General features: G+C 66.9%; 18 protein-coding genes and 1 tRNA gene. 6 read left to right on the top strand and 13 right to left on the bottom strand.

Annotation, left to right across the window (positions count from 1 at the left end; genetic code table 11):
• Together ACODRZ_RS21105 and ACODRZ_RS21100 are read left to right on the top strand one after the other, a co-directional pair.
• Nucleotides 1-639 carry a glutathione S-transferase family protein gene (locus tag ACODRZ_RS21105; RefSeq protein WP_488972391.1) on the top strand — a complete coding sequence of 213 codons (639 nt, stop codon included), beginning with the start codon at nucleotides 1-3 and terminating at the stop codon, nucleotides 637-639.
• Nucleotides 636-1,445 (top strand): inositol monophosphatase family protein, encoded by an 810-nt coding sequence (locus ACODRZ_RS21100; RefSeq protein WP_488972390.1) that lies wholly within the window; start codon nucleotides 636-638, stop codon nucleotides 1,443-1,445. The genes ACODRZ_RS21105 and ACODRZ_RS21100 overlap by 4 nt, the downstream gene beginning before the upstream one ends.
• A gap of 179 nt (nucleotides 1,446-1,624) precedes the next feature.
• On the opposite strand, the gene trxA is transcribed toward ACODRZ_RS21100, so the two are convergent.
• The 7 genes from trxA to ACODRZ_RS21065 form a co-directional block, all read right to left on the bottom strand.
• Complete coding sequence (gene trxA / locus ACODRZ_RS21095; RefSeq protein ID WP_488972389.1) at nucleotides 1,625-1,945, bottom strand: thioredoxin; 321 nt, start codon at nucleotides 1,943-1,945, stop codon at nucleotides 1,625-1,627.
• A 79-nt stretch (nucleotides 1,946-2,024) separates the two neighbouring features.
• Nucleotides 2,025-5,531: a double-strand break repair helicase AddA gene (gene addA, locus ACODRZ_RS21090; RefSeq protein ID WP_488972388.1), complete on the bottom strand. Its 3,507-nt coding sequence runs from the start codon at nucleotides 5,529-5,531 to the stop codon at nucleotides 2,025-2,027.
• Nucleotides 5,528-8,503, bottom strand: coding sequence for a PD-(D/E)XK nuclease family protein (locus ACODRZ_RS21085; protein ID WP_488972387.1), 2,976 nt, complete (start codon nucleotides 8,501-8,503; stop codon nucleotides 5,528-5,530). Before ACODRZ_RS21085 ends, addA begins: the two co-directional genes overlap by 4 nt.
• Nucleotides 8,496-9,215: a nucleotidyltransferase family protein gene (locus ACODRZ_RS21080; RefSeq protein WP_488972386.1), complete on the bottom strand. Its 720-nt coding sequence runs from the start codon at nucleotides 9,213-9,215 to the stop codon at nucleotides 8,496-8,498. Before ACODRZ_RS21080 ends, ACODRZ_RS21085 begins: the two co-directional genes overlap by 8 nt.
• Nucleotides 9,212-10,210, bottom strand: coding sequence for an aminoglycoside phosphotransferase family protein (locus ACODRZ_RS21075; protein ID WP_488972385.1), 999 nt, complete (start codon nucleotides 10,208-10,210; stop codon nucleotides 9,212-9,214). Before ACODRZ_RS21075 ends, ACODRZ_RS21080 begins: the two co-directional genes overlap by 4 nt.
• Entirely contained in the window at nucleotides 10,207-10,653 is a 447-nt protein-coding gene (gene tsaE / locus ACODRZ_RS21070; protein WP_488972384.1) for a tRNA (adenosine(37)-N6)-threonylcarbamoyltransferase complex ATPase subunit type 1 TsaE, read from the bottom strand. Before tsaE ends, ACODRZ_RS21075 begins: the two co-directional genes overlap by 4 nt.
• Nucleotides 10,650-13,001: a PAS domain-containing sensor histidine kinase gene (locus ACODRZ_RS21065; RefSeq protein ID WP_488972383.1), complete on the bottom strand. Its 2,352-nt coding sequence runs from the start codon at nucleotides 12,999-13,001 to the stop codon at nucleotides 10,650-10,652. The genes tsaE and ACODRZ_RS21065 overlap by 4 nt, the downstream gene beginning before the upstream one ends.
• Before the next feature lie 471 nt (nucleotides 13,002-13,472).
• Between ACODRZ_RS21065 and ACODRZ_RS21060 the strand changes: the two genes are divergently transcribed.
• Entirely contained in the window at nucleotides 13,473-13,787 is a 315-nt protein-coding gene (locus ACODRZ_RS21060) for a helix-turn-helix domain-containing protein (protein WP_008829667.1), read from the top strand.
• Between the two features lie 101 nt (nucleotides 13,788-13,888).
• Here ACODRZ_RS21060 and ahcY read toward each other — a convergent pair whose 3' ends face one another.
• The gene (gene ahcY, locus ACODRZ_RS21055; RefSeq protein ID WP_488972382.1) at nucleotides 13,889-15,304 is read right to left on the bottom strand and encodes an adenosylhomocysteinase; all 1,416 of its coding nucleotides are present in this window, start codon (nucleotides 15,302-15,304) and stop codon (nucleotides 13,889-13,891) included.
• A 192-nt stretch (nucleotides 15,305-15,496) separates the two neighbouring features.
• Here ahcY and ACODRZ_RS21050 point away from each other — a divergent pair, with 192 nt between their 5' ends.
• Nucleotides 15,497-15,976 carry a peroxiredoxin gene (locus tag ACODRZ_RS21050; protein ID WP_488972381.1) on the top strand — a complete coding sequence of 160 codons (480 nt, stop codon included), beginning with the start codon at nucleotides 15,497-15,499 and terminating at the stop codon, nucleotides 15,974-15,976.
• A 164-nt stretch (nucleotides 15,977-16,140) separates the two neighbouring features.
• Nucleotides 16,141-16,821, top strand: coding sequence for an SDR family NAD(P)-dependent oxidoreductase (locus ACODRZ_RS21045; protein ID WP_488972380.1), 681 nt, complete (start codon nucleotides 16,141-16,143; stop codon nucleotides 16,819-16,821).
• Here ACODRZ_RS21045 and ACODRZ_RS21040 read toward each other — a convergent pair.
• The 4 genes from ACODRZ_RS21040 to ACODRZ_RS21025 all read right to left on the bottom strand — a co-directional run bounded on the left by ACODRZ_RS21040 (nucleotide 16,784) and on the right by ACODRZ_RS21025 (nucleotide 20,973).
• A complete protein-coding gene (locus ACODRZ_RS21040) occupies nucleotides 16,784-18,277 on the bottom strand; it encodes a hypothetical protein (RefSeq protein WP_488972379.1) in 1,494 nt (497 codons plus the stop codon). The two genes, ACODRZ_RS21045 and ACODRZ_RS21040, sit on opposite strands and share 38 nt — an antisense overlap.
• 71 nt (nucleotides 18,278-18,348) lie before the next feature.
• Nucleotides 18,349-18,810, bottom strand: coding sequence for a GFA family protein (locus ACODRZ_RS21035; RefSeq protein WP_488972378.1), 462 nt, complete (start codon nucleotides 18,808-18,810; stop codon nucleotides 18,349-18,351).
• A 23-nt stretch (nucleotides 18,811-18,833) separates the two neighbouring features.
• On the bottom strand, nucleotides 18,834-19,442 hold the full coding sequence (gene folE, locus ACODRZ_RS21030; protein WP_488972377.1) for a GTP cyclohydrolase I FolE: 609 nt from the start codon (nucleotides 19,440-19,442) through the stop codon (nucleotides 18,834-18,836).
• On the bottom strand, nucleotides 19,420-20,973 hold the full coding sequence (locus ACODRZ_RS21025; RefSeq protein ID WP_488972416.1) for a phospholipase D-like domain-containing protein: 1,554 nt from the start codon (nucleotides 20,971-20,973) through the stop codon (nucleotides 19,420-19,422). The genes folE and ACODRZ_RS21025 overlap by 23 nt, the downstream gene beginning before the upstream one ends.
• Before the next feature lie 557 nt (nucleotides 20,974-21,530).
• Here ACODRZ_RS21025 and ACODRZ_RS21020 point away from each other — a divergent pair.
• Nucleotides 21,531-22,154, top strand: coding sequence for a hypothetical protein (locus ACODRZ_RS21020; protein WP_488972376.1), 624 nt, complete (start codon nucleotides 21,531-21,533; stop codon nucleotides 22,152-22,154).
• Nucleotides 22,155-22,313: 159 nt separating this feature from the next.
• Here ACODRZ_RS21020 and ACODRZ_RS21015 read toward each other — a convergent pair.
• Nucleotides 22,314-22,390 (bottom strand) — tRNA-Arg (locus tag ACODRZ_RS21015).
• Between the last annotated feature and the right edge of the window lie 103 nt (nucleotides 22,391-22,493).

Here is a 22,493-nt window from a genome sequence, read left to right as displayed (position 1 = left end):
ATGACTGCACCATTCTTCACGATCTGGGGCCGCCTGAACTCGCACAACGTCAAGAAGGTGGCCTGGTTCGCCGAGGAACTGAGCCTCAAGTACCTGCGCCACGACATCGGCGGGAAGTTCGGCTTCACCGAGGAATACCTCGCCAAGAACCCCAACCGCCTGATCCCCACGATCGAGGACGGCAAGGTGATGCTGTGGGAATCGAACGCGATCCTGCGCTACATGGCGGCCGAATACGGCGGCCCGGCATGGTTCGCCGCCGATCCCATCGACCGCGCCCTCGCCGACCGCTGGATGGACTGGCAGTTCACTTATGCCGACGCTCAGCGCGCCCCGTTCCTCGCCACCGCACGCCAGTCGCCGGATCAGTGGGACCATGCTGCCATCGCCAAGGGCATCGCCGACTGCGCAAAACAGCTGGCGGTGATGGACAAATACCTCGCCGAAAAGCCCTGGCTCTCGGGCGCGCAGTTCGGCATCGGCGACATTCCCATGGGTGTCTACGCCTACACCTGGTTCAACCTGAAGTTCGACGCCTTCGGGATCGAGCGACCGGAATTTCACGCCATTGCCGACTGGTACGCGCGCGTCGTCAAGCGTCCCGGCTTCGCCGAGCAGGTGATGATCCCCCTCACATGATCACGCCCAGTCTCCACGCCGCCGTCGAGAGCGTCATACGCGAGGCGAGCGAGCACGCGATCCTCCCGCATTACCAGAAGCTCGCCGCCAGCCAGATCGACGCCAAGGCCCCGGACGACGTCGTGACCATCGCCGACAAGCAGGCCGAGGCGCTGCTGACCGAACGGCTCTCCGCACTGCTCCCCGAAGCGGACGTGGTGGGCGAGGAAGCGGTCTTCGCCGACACATCGGTGATGGAGTGCCTGAAGGACCGCCTGTGCTGGATCGTCGATCCGCTCGACGGCACCAACAACTTTGCCGCCGGCAAGCCGCCTTTCGGCGTTCTGGTCGCGCTGGCGGACAAGGGCGAGACGATCGGCGGCTGGATTCTCGACTGCCTGACCGGACGTTTCTGCCGCACCGACCTCGGCGGCGGCGCGTGGATCGACGGGGAACGGATCACCGCGCGCACCACCGGACAGGAACCACCGGTCGCCGCGATCTCGACGATCTTCCTCGATGACGGCGCGCGGGAGAAGGTGCTCACGCACATCGCGCCGCACTACACCCTCGTCGACATCCCGCGCTGCGCGGCGGAGCAGTACCCCCGTCTCGTAAACGGCACCAACGACATATCCGTGTTCAACCGCACCCTGCCGTGGGACCACGCGGCGGGCGTCCTGTTCCTCAACGAAGCAGGCGGCAAGGCGGCAAGGCCGGACGGCAGCGCCTACCGCGTGGACGAATACGAACGCCGCGACCTGATCGGCGCGTCGAGCCCGGCGCTGTGGGATGCCTTTGCGGACGTAGTGGCGAGGCTGGCATAAATACCTTGGCAGCCTTTGCGGCGAGGGCTTCGACAAGCTCAGCCTGACCGGTGTTGAGAGCAGGTCTTCAAATTCCACTCAGGCTGAGCTTGTCGAAGCCCCCAGCCGCGCGCGCTACGCAAAAGAAAACCCCCGCCGTTCGCACGGCAGGGGGCCTCTTCAAACCGAAACCAAAGCGATCAGAGCTCGCTTTCAATCCAGCCCTTGAGCGCGCTCTTGGGCGCCGCGCCGAGCTTCTTGGCGACCGGCTGGCCGTCCTTGAACAGCACCAGCAGCGGGATCGACTGCACGCCGATCGCGGCGGGCGTGTCGGTGTTGGCCATGATGTCCATCTTGGCGATGGTGACCTGTTCGCCCAGTTCCTCGGCGATTTCCTCGAGGGCGGGGGCGATCATCTTGCACGGACCGCACCAGTCCGCCCAGAAATCGACGAGGACGGGCTTGTCGGACTTGAGGACGTCGGCCTCGAAGCTGGCATCGGTGACGGCAATGGTGGACATCGATTGACTCCTGAACTTTAGAATTGGGCGACAATTTAAGGACGAAACCCGGCGACGCAACGCCGGAGCGGTGAAAGCTTTACTCGCGCGGCGCCAAGTCCGGCTTGTGGACTGCGAGAACATCGGCCGGAACCGCGATCAGGCGCGGTACGGCCGTGTAGAGCAGCGCCACCTCGACGGCCCGCCCCGGGAAGGTCGCTTCCAGCGCGGCGGCATAGGCGCCCATCTGGCGCAGCACACCACGCGGCACCGCGTCGATCCGGTCGGGAGGACGCCGCGCGCTCTTGTAGTCGACCAGCCGCACACGGCCCGATTCTATCACCAGCCGATCGATCGTGCCCGCCACGACCTGACCGCCGACCACTGCCGCGACGGGCACTTCGGCGAGACTGTCGGGGCCGAAGAGGTCTGCCCAGCCCGGATTGCCGAGCACCGCCAGCGCGCTCCCCAGCAGTGCATCGCGATCCTGCGCCGGAAGATCGGCGGCGTGCCGCTCCAGCCAGCCCCGTCCGGCATCCTCGCGCGCGGCTGCCGCCACATCCGGCAATCGCTCCAGCAGCTTGTGGACCAGCGTACCACGCCGCGCCGCATCGCGCCCCGCACCCGGTGGGAACGGGGGATCGGGCGCGTCTTCCTCACCCAGCGATGACGGCGCCAGCGGACGCGGCGGACGCGGCTCGGCGGGCGGCGCACGCTCCAGCCAGCGCGGCAACGGCTCGCGCAAGTCCAGCATCGGGCCGCCCGCGCCCTTCGCCGCGCGAACCGGCACCGGAGCGGCCGGCTCGCCATGTTCGCAGCGCGCACCCCAAATGGGATCGCCCAGTTCCGCCTCGACCGGGAAAAGGGCGCGCAGCCGGGCATACCAGCTCTTGGGACTGGGCTCGCCCTTGTCCCGATTGCTTAGCGCGCCGCCGACGAACAGGGCTTCCTCCGCCCGGGTCATGGCGACGTACAGCAGGCGCCAATGCTCCTGCTCGTCGCCGCGCCTGCCCTCCTCCAGATGGTCGGCGATGCGGCCCTGCTTCTCATCCTTCGAGAGCGGCGGCAGCGGGATCGTGCGCGCTTCGTTGGCGGGATCGGGCAAGTCGATGCCCCGCTCGCGCGCGTTGTCGGGATTGCTGGTCGCATCGGCGAGGATAACGATCGGCGCCTGCAGGCCCTTGGAGCCATGCACCGTCATCACCCGGACGAGGCCCGCCGCATTGTCCGCCTCACGCTTCAGTTCGCCATCGCCCGCATCGAACCATGCCAGGAATCCGGCAAGGCTTGGCGTGTCGGTGACGGCATAGGCCTTGGCGGCGTTGATCAGTTCGTCGATCGGATCGTTCGCCTCCGAGCCCAGCCGCGCCACCAGTCGCCGCCGCCCCTGCCAGGGGCCGACCAACAGCCACTGCAGCAAGTCCTGCGGCGGTTCGTAATCCGCAAGCCGCAGCACCTCGCCCAGTTGCTCCATCACCGCCGCGACCTCGGGCTCGCGCGAGCGGCGCAAGTGATCCCACAGCCGCGTGTGCTTTTCCCGATAGCCATGCGCAAGAAGCTGTTCCTGGCTCCAGCCGACCAGCGGCGACACCAGCAGCGCGGCAAGGTTGAGGTCGTCCAGCGGCTGCACCGCGAAGCGCAGCGCGGCGACGAGATCCTTGACCGCCAGCGGCGCACCCAGGCGCAGACGATCGACGCCCGCCACCGGCACACCGGCCGCATGAAGCCGCGCGACGATGAGCCCGGCCAGTTCCTTGCGCTGGCGAACCAGCACCATGATGTCGCCCGCCCGCGCCCGGCGCGGCGTGCCCTTGACGAGGGTGAAGCCCGGCCCTTGATCGTCCAGCCAGTCGCGCACCTGCAGCGCGATGCGCTCGGCCATCTGGCGGTCGGGGCGCGAGAGCCAGTCGGGCGCGGTGCCCTCCTCGTCGCCCGAAGCGTCGTCATCCTCGTCGTCGGCGAGATCGCTCACCGGGCGCCACAGCGCGACGTACCCCGGACGCTCCTGCCCCTGATGGCGTTCAGCGGGACGGTCGAGGCCGAAATTCTCGTGCCCGATCCCGGCGATGGCCCGGTCCACGAAGTCCAGCACCGTCTGCGCGGTGCGGAACGAGCGGTCGAGGCCGTATTCGCGGAACTCGGGCGGCTCGAAGCGGTCGCGCAGCATCGCCGCATTCTGCGCCGCCTCGCCCATCTCACGCCGCACGCGATCGGCGGCGCGGCGGAAGTTCTCCGGGCTTGTGCCCTGGAACCGAAAGATCGCCTGCTTATAGTCCCCGACCACGAACAGGGTACGCATCAGGTCCTCATGCTGACCCAGACCCGCCCAGAACTCGCCGGCCATCGCAAAGATGATGTCCCACTGCGCCGCGTTGGTATCCTGCGCCTCGTCGACGAGGATATGGTCGAACCGGCGGTCCAGCTTGTAGCGAATCCAGTCCGCCTGCGCCTGATTGGCCAGCAGGTCGGCAGCGCGGCGGATCTGGTCGTCGAAGTCGATCAGCCCCTCGCGCTGCTTGGCCGCGTCCCAAGCCACCGAAAAGGCACGGCCGAGCCGCAGTGCCGGGACCAGCCTGTCCGCCAGCGCCAGCAGCGCCCGCATCGCTCTGATCTCAACGATGCACTCAACCACCCGCGCGGCGGAATCCGCGTAGCCGGGGTCAAGCTTATCCTGCGACTTGCTGGCCTTGGGCTCACCCTTCTGAGTCAGGAACTCCCTGGCCAGCGCGTCGAGGCTGTCCAGTCGCTGCGCCCCATTGCCCAGCAGCCACTCGCTGATCGCATCGACGGCGGCGAGCCCGGTCTTGGTCCCCCACTCATTGTTTACCGCCATGCAGTGCCGAAGCGAGCGCACGTCGAACGCCGCATCCTCGCACCGCGCACAAAGCCATTCGCGATCCGCGTCGGAAGGCAGGCCGAGGAGGCGCAGCACATTGAGGCGCATGTCGCCTGCCTGCCAGCTGCCGGGGCCGAACCACGCCTCGCGCGCCGAAGCGCAGCGCAGCAGGAAGGCCATCACCGCGTCCGGACCATGCCGCAGCGACAATTGCTCCACCGCCTGCAGCAAGGCAGGGTCGCCGAAGGGACCGTTCTCGGCATCCACAAGCAGGTCGGCCAGCACTTGCCGCGCCAGGAGGTCGCGCTCACGATCCTCCATCGGGCGGCTGCCGGGGATGAGATCGGCTTCCAGCGGGAAAGTCGCCAGCAGCCATTGCGAGAAGGCATGGATCGTGTCGATCCGCAGCCCCCCGCCCGGACTGTCAAGCACCGAGGCGAACAGCGTGCGCGCCCGCGCGAGGTTCTCCTCGCTCGCCTGCGCGCCGATCGCGGCAAGGCGCGCCCGCAGGTCGAACTCGCCAAGGCGCACCCATTCGGCCAGCGTACCGTTGATGCGCGCCGCCATTTCGGTGGCGCCAGCCTTGGTGAAAGTCAGGCACAGTATCTGCGAGGGGTCCACGCTCGGCTGCAGCAAAAGCCGCAGCACGCGCGAGGACAGCACTTGCGTCTTGCCTGTCCCGGCCGATGCGGAAAGCCACACCGTCTCCCGCGGATCGACCGCACGCATCTGGTTTCCGTGAAGCGGATGGACGGCGGCGGGACCGCTCATGCTGCACCCTCGGATTTGTTGCCGAGCGAGGTGATCCACTCGTCCAGCCGCATCAGCTGGTCGTAATCGGCGTAGCTGCCCAGTTCCGGGTTCAGGCGCGCGGTGAAGGGCTGATCGCCCAGAATCCAGCGGTCGAGCGCGTCGTCGAGGTAGCGCAGCGTCTCGGGCAGGAAGTCCTCGCGCGGGATGCCGGACTTCTTGCGGCCTTTCAGAACCGGCTCGAACATGTAGCCCATGGTGCCATCCTTGGCCTTGGCCATCGACCAGTATTCGAACGAATCGGCCACGCCCTCGACACCATCGAATCCACCGTCCTTCGCGATCAACGCGATGAGGCCGAGTTGCAGCGCGAAGCCTTCCTGCACGCGGCTGCCGGTCGGCGGCTGGCCCGTCTTGTAATCGACCACGGCGAGGCTGCCGTCCTCGCGCCGGTCGATGCGGTCGGCGCGGCCGTGGATGCGCACGTCGCGGCGGCGCATGGCGCCCGACTTCTCGACCGCGGCGACCTTGCGGCCGGTGCCCTTGCCTTCAAGAATCATGCTCTCGAACGTTTCCAGCGCAGCGGAAAGACGCGGCCACCACAACACGCGCATCAGCGGATGCGCGTTCTGCTCGGTCAGCACGCCTTGCGCGATGGCATGGAGGCCGCCCGCTGGCTCACCTGCCTTGTGCCAGCGCTCCATGATGAGGTGCGCGACCTCGCCCTTCCAGGCAGCGCTCGGCTCGGCATCAAGACCGTCGAGGCTGCGCAGACCGAGGATAGCGCTGGCGTAGAACTGGTAGGGATCGCCGCGCAAACGGTCGAGCCCGGTAACCGAGACGTCCACCTTGCGCTGCTCGGCCGAGGGCATCGGCTGCGGGCGCGGATGTGCCGCGACCGGCGTTGCATCGTCGAGCAGGCGCGCGAGGCGCACGGCCTCGCTCTCGAGATGGCGTTCCAGCTGGTCGCCCAGCATCGCGCGCACACGCAGCACGAAGCGCGAGGGGATCACCGGCCCGCCCTCATCCCGCTGCGCCCAACTCAGCACGACCTCGGGCGCGCCGAGCGCGGCGGCAAGGTCATGCGCGGAAAGACCGATGCGAAAGTCCGCGCCCGGCACTCCGAGCGCGCGCAGGACGGCGGGCGGCAACAGTGCATCGAGCGCCGCACTGCCCGGCCATACCCCCTCGACAAGGCCCCCGCAGATAACGAGGTCGGCGCGGCTCATGCGCGCTTCAAGCAGGCCATAGACCGACACGCGCGGATGCCCGCCCCACGGCGGGCGCACCGAGACCCGGTCCATCGCATCGCGCAGCACGGCGCCGATCTCGCGCGGGTCAAGCAAGGTGCCTGCCGCTCCTGCTGCCCCGCGCAATTCCTCCACGAAGGCGCTGAGCGCGCGGCCATCCGCACCGCCCCACAGCGTCTCACCGCACAGCGTTTCGGCGGCATCGGCAAGCAGGCCGAGCAGGCGCTCAAGCGGTTCCGCTTCGCCCAGTTCCGACAGTGGCGTCAGGATCGCCTCGATCCCGGCCCACCATCCGCCCAGCTTCGCGGCTTCCGCCCTGGCCGCCAGCGGTGCCAGTCCGGCACCGGGGCGCGGCCCGCGCAGCGCGAGGTCAAGCTTGCGCGCATTCTCCAGCCAGCGCGGACGCCCCGGCCCGTTCCCGGCGAGGGGATGGACGAGCAGCGCGACGAGCGGCACCGGCGCGGCCTGCTGCGCGACCACTTCGGCCAGCAACAGCAGCAGGCGACCGGCGGCGGTCTGCGGCAACGGGCGACCGGCAGTGTCGTCCGCCTCGATCCCCCAGCGCTCCAGATGGCTGACGACGCGCGCCGCCAGTCCCCGGTCGGGTGAGATGAGCGCGACGCGGCGCTCCGGCGTTTCCAGCGCTTCGCGGATAAGCACGGCGATGGCCTGCGCCTCCTCGCCGGGATGCGTGCTTTCCATCAGGCGCACTTCGCTCAGGCGGCGCTGCTCGGCGGGCAGATCGACCCAGGCGGCGGACGCGCGCGGCGGCAAAAACAGGTTGGAGATCGCGCGGCTGCGCTCGGGCGGCGCGGCGGCAAGGCCCGAGCGGTGCCACGGCTGCACTTCCCCGCGCGCAAGCCCCATCCGATTGAGCAGCAGCTTGAGGTGATATTGCGGGTGCGTCACCGCATCGGCGCGGCCGAACGGCGGGTCATCCGGCTGCGCAGGAGCGCCAGCGGTGCCCAGTTCCCCCCAGACCTCGTCCGCCAGCGACAAGTCGAGGTCGGGCAAGACGACGAGGCCCTGCGGCATCTCGCTAACGACGCGCAGCAATCGCGCCAGCGCGGGCGAGGCGCCGGTGACGCCCGCCGCGATGACCGGGTGCGGCGGAGGCTGGTCCTGCCAGCGCGCCGCAGCGTGATCGAACAGCCGGTTGCGCCGGTCCGGCGCGTCGATCTCGCCGCGCGCGGCCAGCTCCGCGATCCAGTGCTGCTGCACCTTGAGGAAGCTGCGGGTGTTGTCGCTCCAGTGACCGGCAAGGTCGCCGACGATGCCGATGACGCGCTCGGACATGAGATCGATCGGGGCGATCTCCTCGGCCATCAGGCGGTCCATGGTGCGGCCGATCTCGAAGGCGCGGCGCAGCAATGCTGCGCCGGTTCCCGCAGCATCACCTTCGACGTCGCGCAAGTAGTGCGCAAGACGCAGCCAGCGGCGCGTGGCATCGGCGGCAGGCGGTATGTCCGCCGCGCCCAGCGGATCGAGCAGCGGGCCTAGCGCCTCATCGAGGTCAAGGTCACCCACCACGGCCATGCGCGGCAGCAGCATACCCGAGCCGGAGTGGCGCACGAAAGCCTCGGTCATCGTGCGCACCGTGCGGCGGCTCGGCAGCAGCAGCGTCAGCCGCGCAAGGGCGATCTCGTCCTTCGCATAGCGCGGGATGAGCCCGGCGACGAGGGCGTCGGCAAAACCACGATGCGCAGCAATGGAGTAGACTTTCGGACCTGTCCGGTCAGGCACGGGTCAGCCATTCCTCGGTCGGCCTGATGGCAGCGGGCTCGCCCACTTCGAACCATAGGCCCTGGTGCGAGATGCCGTAGAGGCGACCTTCCTCGATCGCCCGGCTCCACAGCAGGTTGGTGGAGAACGCACCCTCCGGCGCATCGCGCAGCAGGCGCTTCGACACGAGCTGGATGCCGGTGTAGATGAACGGCGCCACCCGGCCCTGACGGCGGCGCGAGACGCGGCCTTCGGGATCGAGGTGGAAGTCCCCCTCGCCACGATAGTTCAGCGCCCGGGTGTGCGGTACCATCAGCAGCAGCGCGTCCATCCGCTCCGCATCCCACGCCTGCGAGAGTTCGGCGAAGACGTCCTTGGGGCCGTCGAGCCAGATGTTGTCGCTGTTCAGGCAGAAGAACGGGTCGGGCAGCAGCGAGGCCGCCCTGACCATGCCGCCGCCGGTTTCCAGCAGCAGTTCACGCTCGTCGGACAGGGTGACGGCAGGCGCGGTCTTGCGGACCTTGAGATGGCCTTCGAGCGCGTCGGCCATGTAGTGCGCGTTGACCACCGCCTTCGTCACGCCCGCATTGCCGAGCTTGTCGAGCGCATGGTCGATCAGCGACTTGCCCGCGACGCGCACCAGCGGCTTGGGCTGGGTGGCGGTGAGCGGGCGCATGCGCTTGCCGAGGCCCGCGGCAAGGACCATCGCGGTATCGCTGGCGAGCTGTTTCACCGGACGAACTCCCCGCCGTTCGCCTCGCGCAAGGCGGCGGGGATATTGGCGTCGAACCACGCGGCGACGGGCGCCATCGCGGGATGCGCAAGGTCGCGCTCCATCGCAGCCCAGACGCGCGGGATCAGGTCGAGGTAGCGCGGCTTGCCGTCGCGCCGCCACAGCCGCACGAAGATGCCGACGATCTTGGCGTTCCGCTGCGCGCCGAGGCGGGCATAATCGGCGAGGAAGGCATCGACGTCCGTGCCCGTCTTCTGCACGTAGCGGTCGAACATCTGCGCTTCCAGCTCGGGCGAGACTTCGCGCCGGGCATCCTGCAGCAGCGAGACGAGATCATAGGCCGGATGACCGACGAGCGCGTCCTGAAAGTCCAGCAGGCCCTGCTTTTCGAGGCTGCCGAGGAGCATGATGTTCTCGGCATGGTAGTCGCGCAGCACGGTGACGCCGGGACGCTGGCGCGGCAGCAGCGGCGAGAGCGCCTGCTCCCACGCGCTCACGAAGCCTGCGGCATCGACGTAGAGGCTCTGCGCGGTGCAGTACCAGTCGATGAACAGCTTCACCTCGCGGATATATTCCGCCAGCGAGTAATCGAGGAACGGCCCGGCGGGCAGCTGGTGCAGCTTCGCCAGCGCGTCGATCGCGGCGGAGTAGACCGCCGCCTCGTCCGCTGGCCACTGGTCGAGATAGTCGCGCATGCGCGCATCGCCGAAGTCCTCCATCAGGATGAGCCCCTTGTCGGGCTTCTCCGCGAGGATGCGCGGCGGGCGCATGCCGTTGTCGTCGAGCCAGTGCGCGGCGCGCAGGAACGGGCCGATGTCCTCCTGCGGCGGCGGCGCGTCCATCAGCATCGCGGTGGCGCCATCGAGGCTGCGGATGCGGAAGTAGCGGCGGAACGAGGCATCGCCCGGCAGCGGCTCGACCGCCGCGCCTCCCCAACCGGCGGCGGCGAGAAAGGCATCAAGGCCCTCGGGAAGATCAACGGTGCTTGGCGTCATACAGGTATACGCCCTAGCCAATCCGGCCCGCCTTCGACAATGGCGATCCTGCCCTCTTCCGCAACTTCCAGCGTGATGGAGAGGCAGCCCGGCTCATGTGCGAAGCCGCCCGCGTGGTCGGGCCACTCGGCGATGAGCACCGCGCCTTCGCGGTAGTCGTCGAGGCCGATCTCCTGCGCTTCGTCGGGGTGGTTCAGGCGGTAGAAGTCGGCGTGGACCAGCGGCAGGCGAACCGCTGGTGGGTCGTAAGGCTCGATGATCGCAAAGCTGGGCGACGGCACTTCGCGCTCGTGCCCGAGCCCGGCGATGATCGCGCGCGCCAGCGTGGTCTTGCCCGCGCCGAGCCCGCCGGTCAGCGCGATCACGTCGCCGGGGAGCAGCGCATCGGCGAGCTTGCGGCCCCATGCGTCCATCGCCGCGAGGTCGGGCAGCGCGAGTCTCATGGCAGTTCGATCAGCGCGCTGGTGCCCTTGCCCGGCTCCGATTCGAGTCGCAGGCTGCCACCGTGCGCCTCCACCAGCTGGCGGGCGAGCGGCAGGCCGAGGCCGTCGCGGCTCTCCACCTTCCCGTCGGCGCTGACCTTCATCCCGTCGAGCGCTCGGGCGAGCGTGCGGCTGTCCATTCCGGCCCCCTTGTCCTGCACGAGTATCTGGATCGCATCGCCTTCTCCGGCCTTGCGACGCGAAATCTGCACAAGGATCCGCCCACCGCGCGACGATGCGGCGATGGCGTTATCGACGATATGCCCGACCGCGCGCGCCAGCCTTCGCCGGTCGGCAACGAGCGGGCGGAGCAGACCCTTCGCCTGAAGGTCCAGCGTGAGGCCCGCCTTCTGCAGCCGCCCTGCCCTCTCCTCGACCACCGCGCGCACGAAGGGCATCGGGTCGATCTCCTCGAACTTGAGCGGGAGCAGGCCCGCCTCGCTCTGCGACAGGTCGAGCAGGCTGTCGATGTGATCGCCCAGCTGCTGCGACGCCTCGATGATCGAGCCGACGTAATCGCGCCCTGAATCGTTGAGGTCGCCGCCTATGCCGAGGTCCAGCATCTCGGCGAAACCGCCGATCGAGGTCAGCGGCGTGCGCAGTTCCTTGCTCATGTTGGCGAGGAAGCGGGTCTTGATCGCATCCGCCTCGATCAGCGCGGCGTTGCTTTCGCGCAGGGCCTGCTCGGCCTTCATCGAATCGGTGATGTCGAGCACCGCGAGCAGGCCGTTGCCGTCCGGCAGCGGCACGCCTGCATATTCGAGCACGCGCCCATCCGCCAATGTAATGCGCCCGCCGGTCTGCGTGCGGTCGAGCGTCGCGGCGCGCACGACGTTGCCCACGGTTTCCGCCTCGACCGGGCGCTTGAGGCGCGAGGCGATCTTCTTGAGCAGCGCTTCCACATGCGGATGGGTGTCGAGGAATTCGCTCTCCAGCCCCCAGTCGGCGGCGAAACGGCGGTTCCAGATCTGCATCCGGCCATCGGGCGCGAACACCGCGACCGATTCGAACAGGCTGTCGAACGTGGCGGTGCGGGTGCGCAGCAGGGTGTCGCGCACGGCGGAAAGGCGCAGCTGTTCGGTGCGGTCCTCGACGATCAACAGCAGCCCGCCGTCAGGCACCGGCTGGGCGACGATGCGCAAGTGCGTGCCGTCCGCCAGCGTCCAGCTTTCCTCCTGCGTCGAGCCTGCCGAAAACCAGCCCGCCTTCTCGCGCCGCCATGCCGGGAAATCGCGCGCCTCGGGCACGCGGCCCGCATCGCGCGCGGCATCGAGCAGGCGCTCGAAGGCGGGCGGGTCGACGAGGATACGGCCGTCGAGCTTGAACAGGCGCTGGAACGGCTGGTTGGCGAAAGCGAGCCGCCGCTTGGCGTCGAACTGCGCCACGCCCGCGGAAAGCTGGTCGAGCAAGGCCCGCTGCGCCTCGCGAAAGGCGCGGAAGGAGCGGGACATCTCCTCCAGGTCCTCGATGTCCACGGCATAGCCTGCGACGCCGTCGTCCCCCAGCGGCAGGTCGCTGACACGCAGGGCGCGGCGCTGGCCGTCGATGGTGGTCGAGACGATACGCTCGATCGGGATGCCCTTTTCCGCCGCCTTCCGGGCGACTTGTCCCGGGGCGAGGCCATCGACCGATTCGATCAGTTCGATTCCCTTGACGACCACGTCGTCGGCGTTCTTGGCGCCCACGGCGGCGACGTAGGCGTGGTTGACCAGTTGCAACTCGCCATCCGGGCGGCGGAACCACATCGGCATCGGCGCGGCCTCGATCAGCGAGACGAGCGCGTGGAAGTCACCGCGCGCGCGGGCGGCTTCGTCGCGCAGGCGGACGAGTTCGGTCTCGCTGTCGGAAAAGTCGAAGACCCAGACCAGCGCAGCGCCGCCGGGCGAGACCTGAGGGTCGGAAAGATGCCCGCGCAGGGCGAGGCTGCGACTGGAGCCATGCGGGGTGACTGCCATGCGGAACGGCGCGGCGGTCTTCTGGCAGCGGCGAACGGCCTCGGTTAGTTCGGCGAGTTTCTCGGCGGGCAGGCCGCGATCATTTCCATCCAGTTCGGAGAGGAACTGCGGCACTTCGTCCAGCCCCAGCCACTGCGCGAGGCGCGGAGAAGCCTCGATCCGGCCGTCGGTGCGCACCAGCAGCGGCAGCGCGGGCGATTCCTCGACCATGCGGCCGAGGCGGCGGGCGGAGCGCAGTTGCGCCTCGGCGCGGTTCTGGCGCGAGCGGGCGGACAGCACGGCCCAGGCGGCGGCAATCGTCCAGGCGCCGAGCAGCAGACCGATCAGGAGAGGCAGGAAACGCGAGAATTCCATCGCCACAGGCTATGCTGCGCGCGGATGGCCCTGACAATGGGGGATGGCGCGAAAGCGGTAGATACGCGGGGTGGCCGACGGATGGACGTTCACGCCCTCTTGTTTACGACACCGTCATAAGCCCCTCCCGTCCATCATGCGTGACATTCACGAAAATTATCGGCGACAGGTTAGGGCGGGTGGGAAAGTGGATTCCCACGGATAGCAGGTCAGGAAGACGCCCTCGCCTTTCCTTACCCCTCCGGAGCTATGGCCAATCCGCCGATCGCCACGCACAATATGGAGAAAGCATGGTGCGGCGTCGAAGCCTGCGGCTGCCCAAATGAATAGGCAAAATAACTAGGCAATCGAAATAAGACTATATCATCAAAAGAGAATTTTCATTTTGATGGAACAGTTAATAAATCTTCACTGTGTCTCACGGATAAAAATTTCCAATGTTCCCAAAATCATAAGGGAACCCCATGGGTAATGACGAACAACCGCGGCTACAACGGCCTGACACGCCGGCAAAGTCAGTGCCTGGCCCTGGTAAATCAGGGGATGACCTCAAAGGAGATCGCCCGGCAACTCGATCTTTCGCCATCGACGGTGGATAATCACCTGCGAGAAGCCATTGTGCGTATGGGAAAGAACAATCGGCAGGAGGCCGCGCGCGATTTCGCGTTGGCGCACCTCCAGGTGGACCAATCCGAACGTTTGCCGGGAGATTGTTTACCCCGCGCGATGTCACTCGTCCGCCTTGATGACATCGGACCGTTCACCGTATTCATATGTAAGAATTGATCAGCCATTATTTAGGCTTTTGCACTTCGAATGACTGCGGAAACGCAAAAAGGGCGCCTCCTTTAAAGAGACGCCCCTTCTGCATCGACATCAAACCGTGATCAGTAGCGGTAGTGGTCCGGCTTGAACGGACCCGCTTCCGGCACGCCGATGTAGTCGGCCTGCTTCTTCGACAGCTTGGTGAGCTTCACGCCCAGCTTTTCGAGGTGCAGCGCTGCGACCTTTTCGTCGAGGTGCTTGGGCAGGACGTAGACGCGGTTCTCGTACTCGTCGTTCTTGGTGAACAGTTCGATCTGCGCGAGCGTCTGGTTCGTGAAGCTCGACGACATCACGAAGCTGGGGTGGCCGGTGGCGCAGCCCAGGTTCACCAGGCGGCCCTTGGCGAGGACGATGATCTGCTTGCCGTCCGGGAACGTGACAAGGTCGGTGCCCGGCTTCACTTCCTTCCACTCGTAGTTGTCGAGAGCCGCAATCTGGATCTCGCTGTCGAAGTGGCCGATGTTGCAGACGATCGCCTTGTCCTTCATCGCGGCCATGTGCTCGCCGGTGATGACGGAATCGTTGCCGGTCGCGGTGACGAAGATGTCGCAGCGGGTCACGGCTTCTTCCATGGTGACGACTTCGTAGCCTTCCATGGCGGCCTGCAGGGCGCAGATCGGGTCGATCTCGGTCACCATCACGCGGGCGCCGCCGTTGCGCAGCGAAGCGGCCGAACCCTTGCCGACGTCGCCGAAGCCGGCGACGCAGGCGACCTTGCCGGCCAGCATCACGTCAGTGGCGCGGCGGATCGCGTCGACCAGCGATTCCTTGCAGCCATAGAGGTTGTCGAACTTCGACTTGGTCACGCTGTCGTTCACATTGATCGCGGGGAACGGCAGCTTGCCGTCCTTCGCCAGGTGATACAGGCGGTGGACGCCGGTGGTGGTCTCTTCCGAGACGCCCTTGATCGCGTTGACAGTGCGCGAGAGGTAGCCCGGCTTGGCCTTCAGGAAGGCGTTGAGTGCGCGAACGAACTCGATTTCCTCGGCGTTGCTGGGCTCGAACAGCTTCTCGCCCGCTTCGACACGCGCGCCCCACAGCGCGAACATGGTGGCGTCGCCACCGTCGTCGAGGATCATGTTGCACGTCTGGTCGGGATTCTCGTCCGTACCCCAGTCGAAGATGCGGCCGACGTAGTCCCAGTAGTCCGACAGCGATTCGCCCTTGATGGCATAGACCGGGATGTCCTGCGCCGCGATGGCGGCGGCGGCGTGGTCCTGCGTGGAGAAGATGTTGCAGGTGGCCCAGCGCACGTCGGCGCCGAGAGCCACGAGCGTCTCGATCAGCACTGCGGTCTGGATCGTCATGTGCAGCGAGCCGGTGATGCGCGCGCCCTTGAGCGGCTGCGCGGCGCCGAATTCCTCACGCAGCGCCATCAGGCCCGGCATTTCGGTTTCGGCAATGGCGATCTCGGTGCGGCCGTAATCGGCGAGCGCGATGTCGGCGATGGCGTAGTCGGGGGCGGTGGTGGTGGCCACGGGGGAAACTCCTGGTCGTGAAGGGTCGGCATCGAAAACGGTACAGGACGCCGACAATCGCGCCTCCCTACCCGTTCGACCCGATCGAAGCAAATATAAAGATATCTTTATATGCTCACTCGTTGCCGCCTTGCGGTCCAGCCCTATATCTGGCGCGCGAAGCGATTCACCTTAATGGAAAGGACGAATGCAATGACCATCTCCGTTGGCGAGAAGCTGCCTGACGTAAAGCTCATCAAGGTCGGTGAAGGCGGCCCCGAGCCGGTGCAGTCCGCCGAATATTTCGCGGGCAAGAAGGTCGCGTTCTTCGCGGTCCCCGGCGCCTTCACGCCGACTTGCTCGGCAAAGCACCTGCCCGGCTTCGTGGACAAGGTCGAAGACTTCAAGGCCAAGGGCATCGACGAGATCGTGTGCACCTCGGTCAACGACGCCTTCGTCATGGGCGCCTGGGGCAAGGCCGCAGAGGCTTCGGACGTGACGCTGCTGGCTGACGGCAACGCCGACTTCGCCAGGGCCGTGGACCTTACCATGGACGGCACCGGATTCGGCATGGGCACGCGCAGCCAGCGCTATTCCATGGTCATCAACGACGGCGTCGTCGAACAGCTCAACGTCGAGGCACCCGGCTCGTTCGAAGTCAGCTCGGCGGAGCACATGCTCGGCCAGCTCTGAGCCGGAAACATCTTGCGTTACCGAAAGGGCGTCCTTCCCCGGAAGGGCGCCTTTTTCGTATCGGGCTCTATGTTGATCGGCGGGGCGTTGGAATGGGCGCGCACTTGGCGGCCGGGGCGTCTGCGGCTAGCACGCTCCCTTACGATTCAAGTCAGGGGTAGATCATGGCGCGCTCGGTTATCGTCACCGGTGGTTTCGGAGTTCTGGGACAGGCGGTGGCGCAGGCTTTCACCGCAGCGGGGGACAAGGTGGCCCGCGTGGACTTCGCGAATGAGCCTCATGAGCCGCTGACCGGCTCGCTCGACATCGGCGGGATCGACCTCACCGACGCAGCATCGACGCAAGACGCGCTCGACAGGGTCGCAGCGGCGCATGGCGGCGTGGACGTGCTCGTCAACGTTGCGGGCGGCTTCACCTGGGAGACGCTGGAAGACGGCTCGATCGATGCCTGGGTCAGGATGCAGGCCATGAACCTGCTGACCGGGGCCACCATCACCAAGCTCGCCCTGCCCGCGCTCAAGGCCTCCGGGGCAGGCCGCGTGGTGAACATCGGCGCCGGCGCGGCCGGAAAGGCAGCCGCCGGCATGGGCGCCTACACCGCGTCGAAGTCCGGCGTGCACAGGCTGACCGAGGCGCTGGCGGAGGAACTGTCCGGCACCGCCGTCACCGTCAACGCGATCCTGCCCAGCACCATCGACACGCCGACCAATCGCGCCGACATGCCCGACGCCGACTTCTCGACCTGGGTGCAGCCGGCTGCGATCGCGGACGTGATCGTGTTCCTTGCCTCCCCGTCCGCGCGGGCGATCAGCGGCGCGCTGATCCCGGTGACGCGCGGCGGATGATCCGGGGCACGTAGACGACGATCCCGCCCTTCGCGTAAATGCGCTGCCAGGCGCGGCTGCGGCCGAGCGCTTCGACGAGCGGCGCGTTGTGATCCTCGTCGAGCACGAAAGCGGCCGGGTTCCACTTTCGCACGACGTCGACCAGCGGGACGATGCCGTTCTCAATGCCGCCGTTGTACTGCCATTCCTCGCGCGAGTAGCGATAGTAGCGACCGTCGTAGGCGACTTTCCAGTCCGGATAGCCGGTATCGACGAGGACGCCGCCAAACGGGAAATCGCCGTAGACGGTTCCCCTCACCCCGGCCTTGCGCAAGTGCTGCGCCGCACCCAGCGGCAGGTTCGGCGCAAAGCGGGTCGGGGCAAGCAAGGGCGCGGCGACGGCCACCAGGATGATCGGAGCGATCAGCGCCAGCCATTCGCGCCGCCATTCGAAGTGCGAGGGCCTTGCGCCCTCCCCGCTCGCGGCGCGGGCGATTACCGGCACCATCGCCACCGCCCAGAACAGCACGAAGCGATAGGCGGTCAGCGTCATGATCGAAAGACCGATGGCAACGGCCAGTTCGGCCGCATCGACCCGTCCGCGATGCCGCACCAGCAGCCAGATGGTCAGCACGCTGACCACAAGCACCGGGACAGCGTTGGCATGGTTGGCCGGTATCCATATCGGGAACCACTCGCTCGCGCCGATGGCGATGCTCGCCTGCGCATTGGCAGCGGAAGTCGCCACGACGGAAGCGCCGTCCGGCGTGGCGAAGATCGCGACCACGGACAGCAAGCCGAGCGCGCTCAATCCGATCGGCCTCGAAGCGCTGCGACCGCGCAGCCAGCGATACCAGCCCGGCACCGCCGCCAGGTTGAGGGCCGCCACCGCCACGCTCACGGACGGATGCAGGTTCTGCCACGCAAACAGTACCGGCAGGCCAAGCGCGATCATCGTCACCGGGCGCAAGTCCAGCCGCTGCAGCGCCAGCAGAAGTCCGAAGCACAGGCATCCGAAGCTCTGCGGACGGATACTGGCGGTCGGCAGAGCGGCCACGAAGACGAGCGCGAGCGCGAACATGACCGCCTGCAGGCTCGCCCCCTTCCAGCGAGACGCGGCGGCGACGGCCCAGAAGCCGCCCAGCCAGCACAGGGCGTCGAACACGCGCAGCAGGTCCCAGCCGCCGATCCTTCGCACCATGGCCATCGTCGCCTGCCCGGCCCAGGCAACGGCAGGCAGCGGCTCACCGGCATGAAGCGCGGCGAAGGGCTCGGTAGGAACAGGTCCCGGCCGGTCGAGGATAAGCTCGCCCAGTTTCAGTTGCCAGAAGATGTCGACGTCCCAGACCGGACGCAACAGGAGCACCAGCAGCATCGCCGCCGGGACGAGCGGCAACAGCAGGCGGACGCCCGCCCCCCTCTCCCGAGGCCATTCGCCAGACCTTTCGCGAACTGCCCCGTTACCTTTCTCGATCATCTGCCTGTCCGCCCCGGAGTGAAGCGTCTCTTGCCTCAGACACGGCCCGGTTCAAGCGCAATCTTTCGGGATTATCGTGCTGCCCGCCATGCCGCGTAGTCGGCGATGAGTGCCGGGTAATCCTCCAGCGCGGGAAAGCGGTCGTAGCGCCGCTCTACCTGCGTTTCGACCCAGGCGAGCTTTTCCGCCACCTGCATCTCGATAAAGGGCGTGAATGCATGGGCATCGTCCAGCAACGTCGCGCGGACGTTGACGAAGCCCATCGACGGATCGACGCGGGTAAAGACCCAGGACTTGCACCAGATGCAGTGGTGGTGATGCGCCTCGTCGCCATGGATGCCGCCGATCTCGGTCTCGCCGGTGACGACCTCGAAGCCCGGCAGCGGTACCGCGATGGTCGTCGAGAAGGCGCTGCCAGTCATCCGCTGACAGCCGGTACAGTGGCACAGACCTTCGATCAGCGGAGGCGCCGTCAGCCGGAAACGCAGGCGCGAGCAGCGGCAGCCGCCCTCGAGAACCTGCGCATGGCCCATGGCATCCTCCCTGCAGTTCCGCCTCAGTAGCCCATCAGGCTGAGCACTTCCTTGCGGGAACGCTCGTCCTCCAGGAAAGTGCCCATCATGCGGCTGGTGATCATGCCCACGCCCGGCGTCCGCACGCCGCGTGCGGTCATGCAGGCATGGTTGGCCTCGATGACGACGGCGACACCCTGCGGCTTGAGGTGCTCCCAGATGCACTGCGCGACTTCGGCGGTCAGGCGCTCCTGGATCTGCAGGCGGCGGGCGAAACCGTGCAGCACGCGCGCCAGCTTGGAGATGCCGACGACGTGGTTGCGCGGCAGGTAGGCGATCGCCGCCTTGCCGATGATCGGCGCCATGTGGTGTTCGCAGTGCGACTGGAACGGAATGTCCTTGAGCAGCACGACTTCGTCGTAGCCGCCCACTTCCTCGAATATCCGCGACAGGTGGATCGCCGGATCCTCCTGATAGCCCTGGCAATATTCAAGCCAGGCACGCGCCACGCGCTTGGGCGTGTCGATCAGGCCCTCGCGCGTGGGGTCGTCGCCCGCCCATTCGATCAGCGTGCGGATGGCATCCTGAACGTGGCCGGGCACGTCCGGTTTGCCGAGCGGGTTGTCCTCATCAGGACCGACCAGGCTGCTCATCCGACTTGCTCCTTCTCAATCTCTTCATCAGGCGCATACGCATCAGGTGTCCCTTGCGTCGGAACAACCCGCGTCGCTCGATGGGCTCGAACATTTCGCCGGGGCGTTCCGGATCGAGCACCCCGCTTTGGCCGAGTGCTCTTTCAGCTTCCGACAAGTTCTTCAAGGGCAAGGGTTCGAGATATTTCCTTCCGGCCTTGGGTCCGTCCCTGTTGAGCGCGTCGACCATGGCCGCCATGGAGCCGTGCCTGTCGATCCCGACGGCGACTTCGCCCTCCGCGATCCCGCAGTGTTCGGCCAGCAGGCGCAAGCGCAGTGCGGTGATCGTGGCCGGATCGACATGGGCGTTGGCGGGCCGGGTGACGTCGATGAACACGTCGCACTCACTGTCGAGCCCCATCGACCGGTTGTTCATGTTGGCCGAGCCCACGCGCAGCACCTCATCGTCGATGATGGTAAGCTTGGCATGGACATAGATAGGCTCCCCCGCGGCGTTGGAGGGCGTGAAGATGCGAAAAGCGCCGTGCGTGTCCGCTGCCTGCAGCGTCTCGACCAGTTCGACGCGCGCGGTATCCATCGCCTTCTGCTCCAGCCAGCCGTCCGCGGTGACGGGATTGACGATGAAGAACTCCGGCGGATTCTCCTCGGTCAGACGCTTGCAGATGGCTTCGGCTATCGCGCGCGATGCAAAGTACTGCGTTTCGGCGTACATGAAGCGCTTCACGCGGGCGATCTGCTCTACGAAGAGCTGCTCGATCTCGCTGACCTGCGGGCAGTCACCATATTCGGCGCGGGTGCGGGCAATGCCGATCTCGACATTTTCGAACTCCGCCTTGAGGCCCTCGGGCCAGGGGCTTTCCTGCTGCGGGCGACAGGGCGCGATCTCCTCGCCGCCTGCCACCTTCCAGCGCTCGCGTCCCAGTTCGCCAAGCGTCGCGGCCACTTCGCCCTCCATCATCATCGTGACGTCGTGCCAGGGACCGTAGAGCCGCCCGGTCGGCCGCTTGCGGCGCGGGTCATGCGGCAGATGGTCGGGCGTGTCCCAACGGTCGGACGTCATGTCGATGCCGCCGCAGGCCGCGACCTTATCGTCGATCACGACGATCTTCTGGTGATGGCTGCAGCCGACCGGGTGGGCGGAATCGAACTTGAAGTCGATGCGCGGATGCTTCGCCCAGCGCACCACGTCGAACAGCATCGTACCTCGGAACAGGTACTTCAGCATGGCGACGTTCCACTTGAGCAGCCTGATCTCCAGCTGCGGATTGCGCCGCACCATCCAGAGCATGAAGGAACCCAGCCGCGCCGGAAACCTGCGCTTGCGCCCGCGCTGCCACCAGCGCCGCCCGGCAGTCAGCAGGATGCGGGAATCGAAGTCCCAGCCGATCATGAAGATGCGCTGGCGCGCGTTCTCCATCGTTTCGCGGATGACCTCGAAATAGTCTGCCGCATCGATCACCACGTAAGCGCGCGAAGCCTTCGCATAGCGCCAGACCGAGGGCTTGGCACCCTCGTCGCTCTGTTCATCCATCGTCGATCCTGCCGGAGCTTCCACCACGGCCGGTTCAAGCGCCGACACGCGCGAATGTTCCGCCCGAATGTCAACTTGTGCACATGGAACGGGACTTCGCCCGATACGAAGAAGCGTTCGTCTCACCACTCTTGGCGATCCGTCCCGCTGCGCGCCAAAGGACCGCTTCGCCGTGCACGGTGCAGGGTGGCGCCTCACCGGCGGCGCCCGGGGATTCGGCCCAGAATTCTCGCCTGGTGGTCATATCAACAACCAGACGTGCATGGCCCGGTGACAGGAACGGCTGAAATCCGCACTTTTCCACAAGACTGGACCGGCTCATCGCGGGAATGGCTCGGCTCGCCCCTTGTTCAGGCAACCGTTCACCCTGCGATGGATTTGCCTGACTATACCTGTCCCTCACCCCGTCTGCCGTGTGCGAAGTTTCGCTGCGGCGGGGCCGGCGAAAGTCGGACGGGGTAACCTCAGCCCGGGTTCGCCGGGCCGCATTTCTCGCCCCTTCAGGGGGCTTGTTCCGGGCTCGTCCTCCCGCGGGTCCGGCAAACAAGGAGTACGCCATGAAGAAAACCCTCATCACCGCCGCCATCGCTGCGGCTGCCCTCGCTCCCGCCGCCGTGATGGCGCAGGCTGCCCCGGCAGCTGCTCCCGCCGCGTCGGCGACCGCTGCGGTCAATCCGACCACCGGCGCCAAGGTCTTCGACGCCGCAGGCGCAGAAGTCGGCACCGTCGAAGCGGTTCAGGGCGGTATCGTCACCGTCTCCACCGGCACCGCGCGCGCTGGTCTCCCCCAGAACGCCTTCGTCATGCGCGACAAGGGCCTCACCATCGGCATGACCAAGGCCGAACTGGAATCCGCCGTCAACGGCGCGAAGGCCGAGAACACCGCCGCCAAGGACGCTGCGATCGTCGCCGACGCACCGATCAAGAGCAGCGACGGCATCGTGCTCGGCACCGTCAGCAAGGTGGAAGGTGACAACGTCACAGTGGCCCTTAGCGGTGGTTCGGCCGCGCAGCTCAAGAAGTCCTACCTCGGCCTCGGTGCCGACGGTTCGCTGGCCCTGGGCATGAGCGCTGCCGACTTCGCCAAGGCGACCCAGTCGGCCGCTGCCGGTCAGCCGGGCGCCGACGCCGCTGCGACTGCCGGTGGCGCGGCTGCGGCCACCACGCCCGAAGCTCAGTAAGCTTTCGCATATGCCGCCCCGTCGCTCTGGCGGGGCGCAGCAAGGACCGGGTGCGGCAATGGCTGCATCCGGTCTTTTCGTGCGGCGCGAGCGGCAACAGAGCTAAGAGCAGACACGAAAAACCCCGCCGGTGAGGGCGGGGTTTTTCGTTTTGGATGGTGGTGCGCCCGGAACGATTCGAACGTCCGACCCTCAGATTCGTAGTCTGATGCTCTATCCAGCTGAGCTACGGGCGCCTACCATTTTCAACCCAAACAAGGACCACATCACCCCCGGAAGGAAGAGTGGTGCGCCCGGAACGATTCGAACGTCCGACCCTCAGATTCGTAGTCTGATGCT

The organism is Novosphingobium sp. FG90 (assembly GCF_057808725.1).
The sequence above is the reverse complement of the archived record's forward strand: the minus strand, read 5'-3'. Positions and strand labels throughout refer to the sequence as shown.

Coding starts and splice junctions, on each gene's coding strand:
- ACODRZ_RS21105 (WP_488972391.1), top strand. CDS start 1: ATGACTGCACCATTCTTCACGATCTGGGGCCGCCTGAACTCGCACAAC.
- ACODRZ_RS21100 (WP_488972390.1), top strand. CDS start 636: ATGATCACGCCCAGTCTCCACGCCGCCGTCGAGAGCGTCATACGCGAG.
- trxA (WP_488972389.1), bottom strand. CDS start 1,945: ATGTCCACCATTGCCGTCACCGATGCCAGCTTCGAGGCCGACGTCCTC.
- addA (WP_488972388.1), bottom strand. CDS start 5,531: ATGAGCGGTCCCGCCGCCGTCCATCCGCTTCACGGAAACCAGATGCGT.
- ACODRZ_RS21075 (WP_488972385.1), bottom strand. CDS start 10,210: ATGACGCCAAGCACCGTTGATCTTCCCGAGGGCCTTGATGCCTTTCTC.
- tsaE (WP_488972384.1), bottom strand. CDS start 10,653: ATGAGACTCGCGCTGCCCGACCTCGCGGCGATGGACGCATGGGGCCGC.
- ACODRZ_RS21065 (WP_488972383.1), bottom strand. CDS start 13,001: ATGGAATTCTCGCGTTTCCTGCCTCTCCTGATCGGTCTGCTGCTCGGC.
- ACODRZ_RS21060 (WP_008829667.1), top strand. CDS start 13,473: ATGACGAACAACCGCGGCTACAACGGCCTGACACGCCGGCAAAGTCAG.
- ACODRZ_RS21050 (WP_488972381.1), top strand. CDS start 15,497: ATGACCATCTCCGTTGGCGAGAAGCTGCCTGACGTAAAGCTCATCAAG.
- ACODRZ_RS21045 (WP_488972380.1), top strand. CDS start 16,141: ATGGCGCGCTCGGTTATCGTCACCGGTGGTTTCGGAGTTCTGGGACAG.
- ACODRZ_RS21040 (WP_488972379.1), bottom strand. CDS start 18,277: ATGATCGAGAAAGGTAACGGGGCAGTTCGCGAAAGGTCTGGCGAATGG.
- ACODRZ_RS21035 (WP_488972378.1), bottom strand. CDS start 18,810: ATGGGCCATGCGCAGGTTCTCGAGGGCGGCTGCCGCTGCTCGCGCCTG.
- folE (WP_488972377.1), bottom strand. CDS start 19,442: ATGAGCAGCCTGGTCGGTCCTGATGAGGACAACCCGCTCGGCAAACCG.
- ACODRZ_RS21025 (WP_488972416.1), bottom strand. CDS start 20,973: ATGGATGAACAGAGCGACGAGGGTGCCAAGCCCTCGGTCTGGCGCTAT.
- ACODRZ_RS21020 (WP_488972376.1), top strand. CDS start 21,531: ATGAAGAAAACCCTCATCACCGCCGCCATCGCTGCGGCTGCCCTCGCT.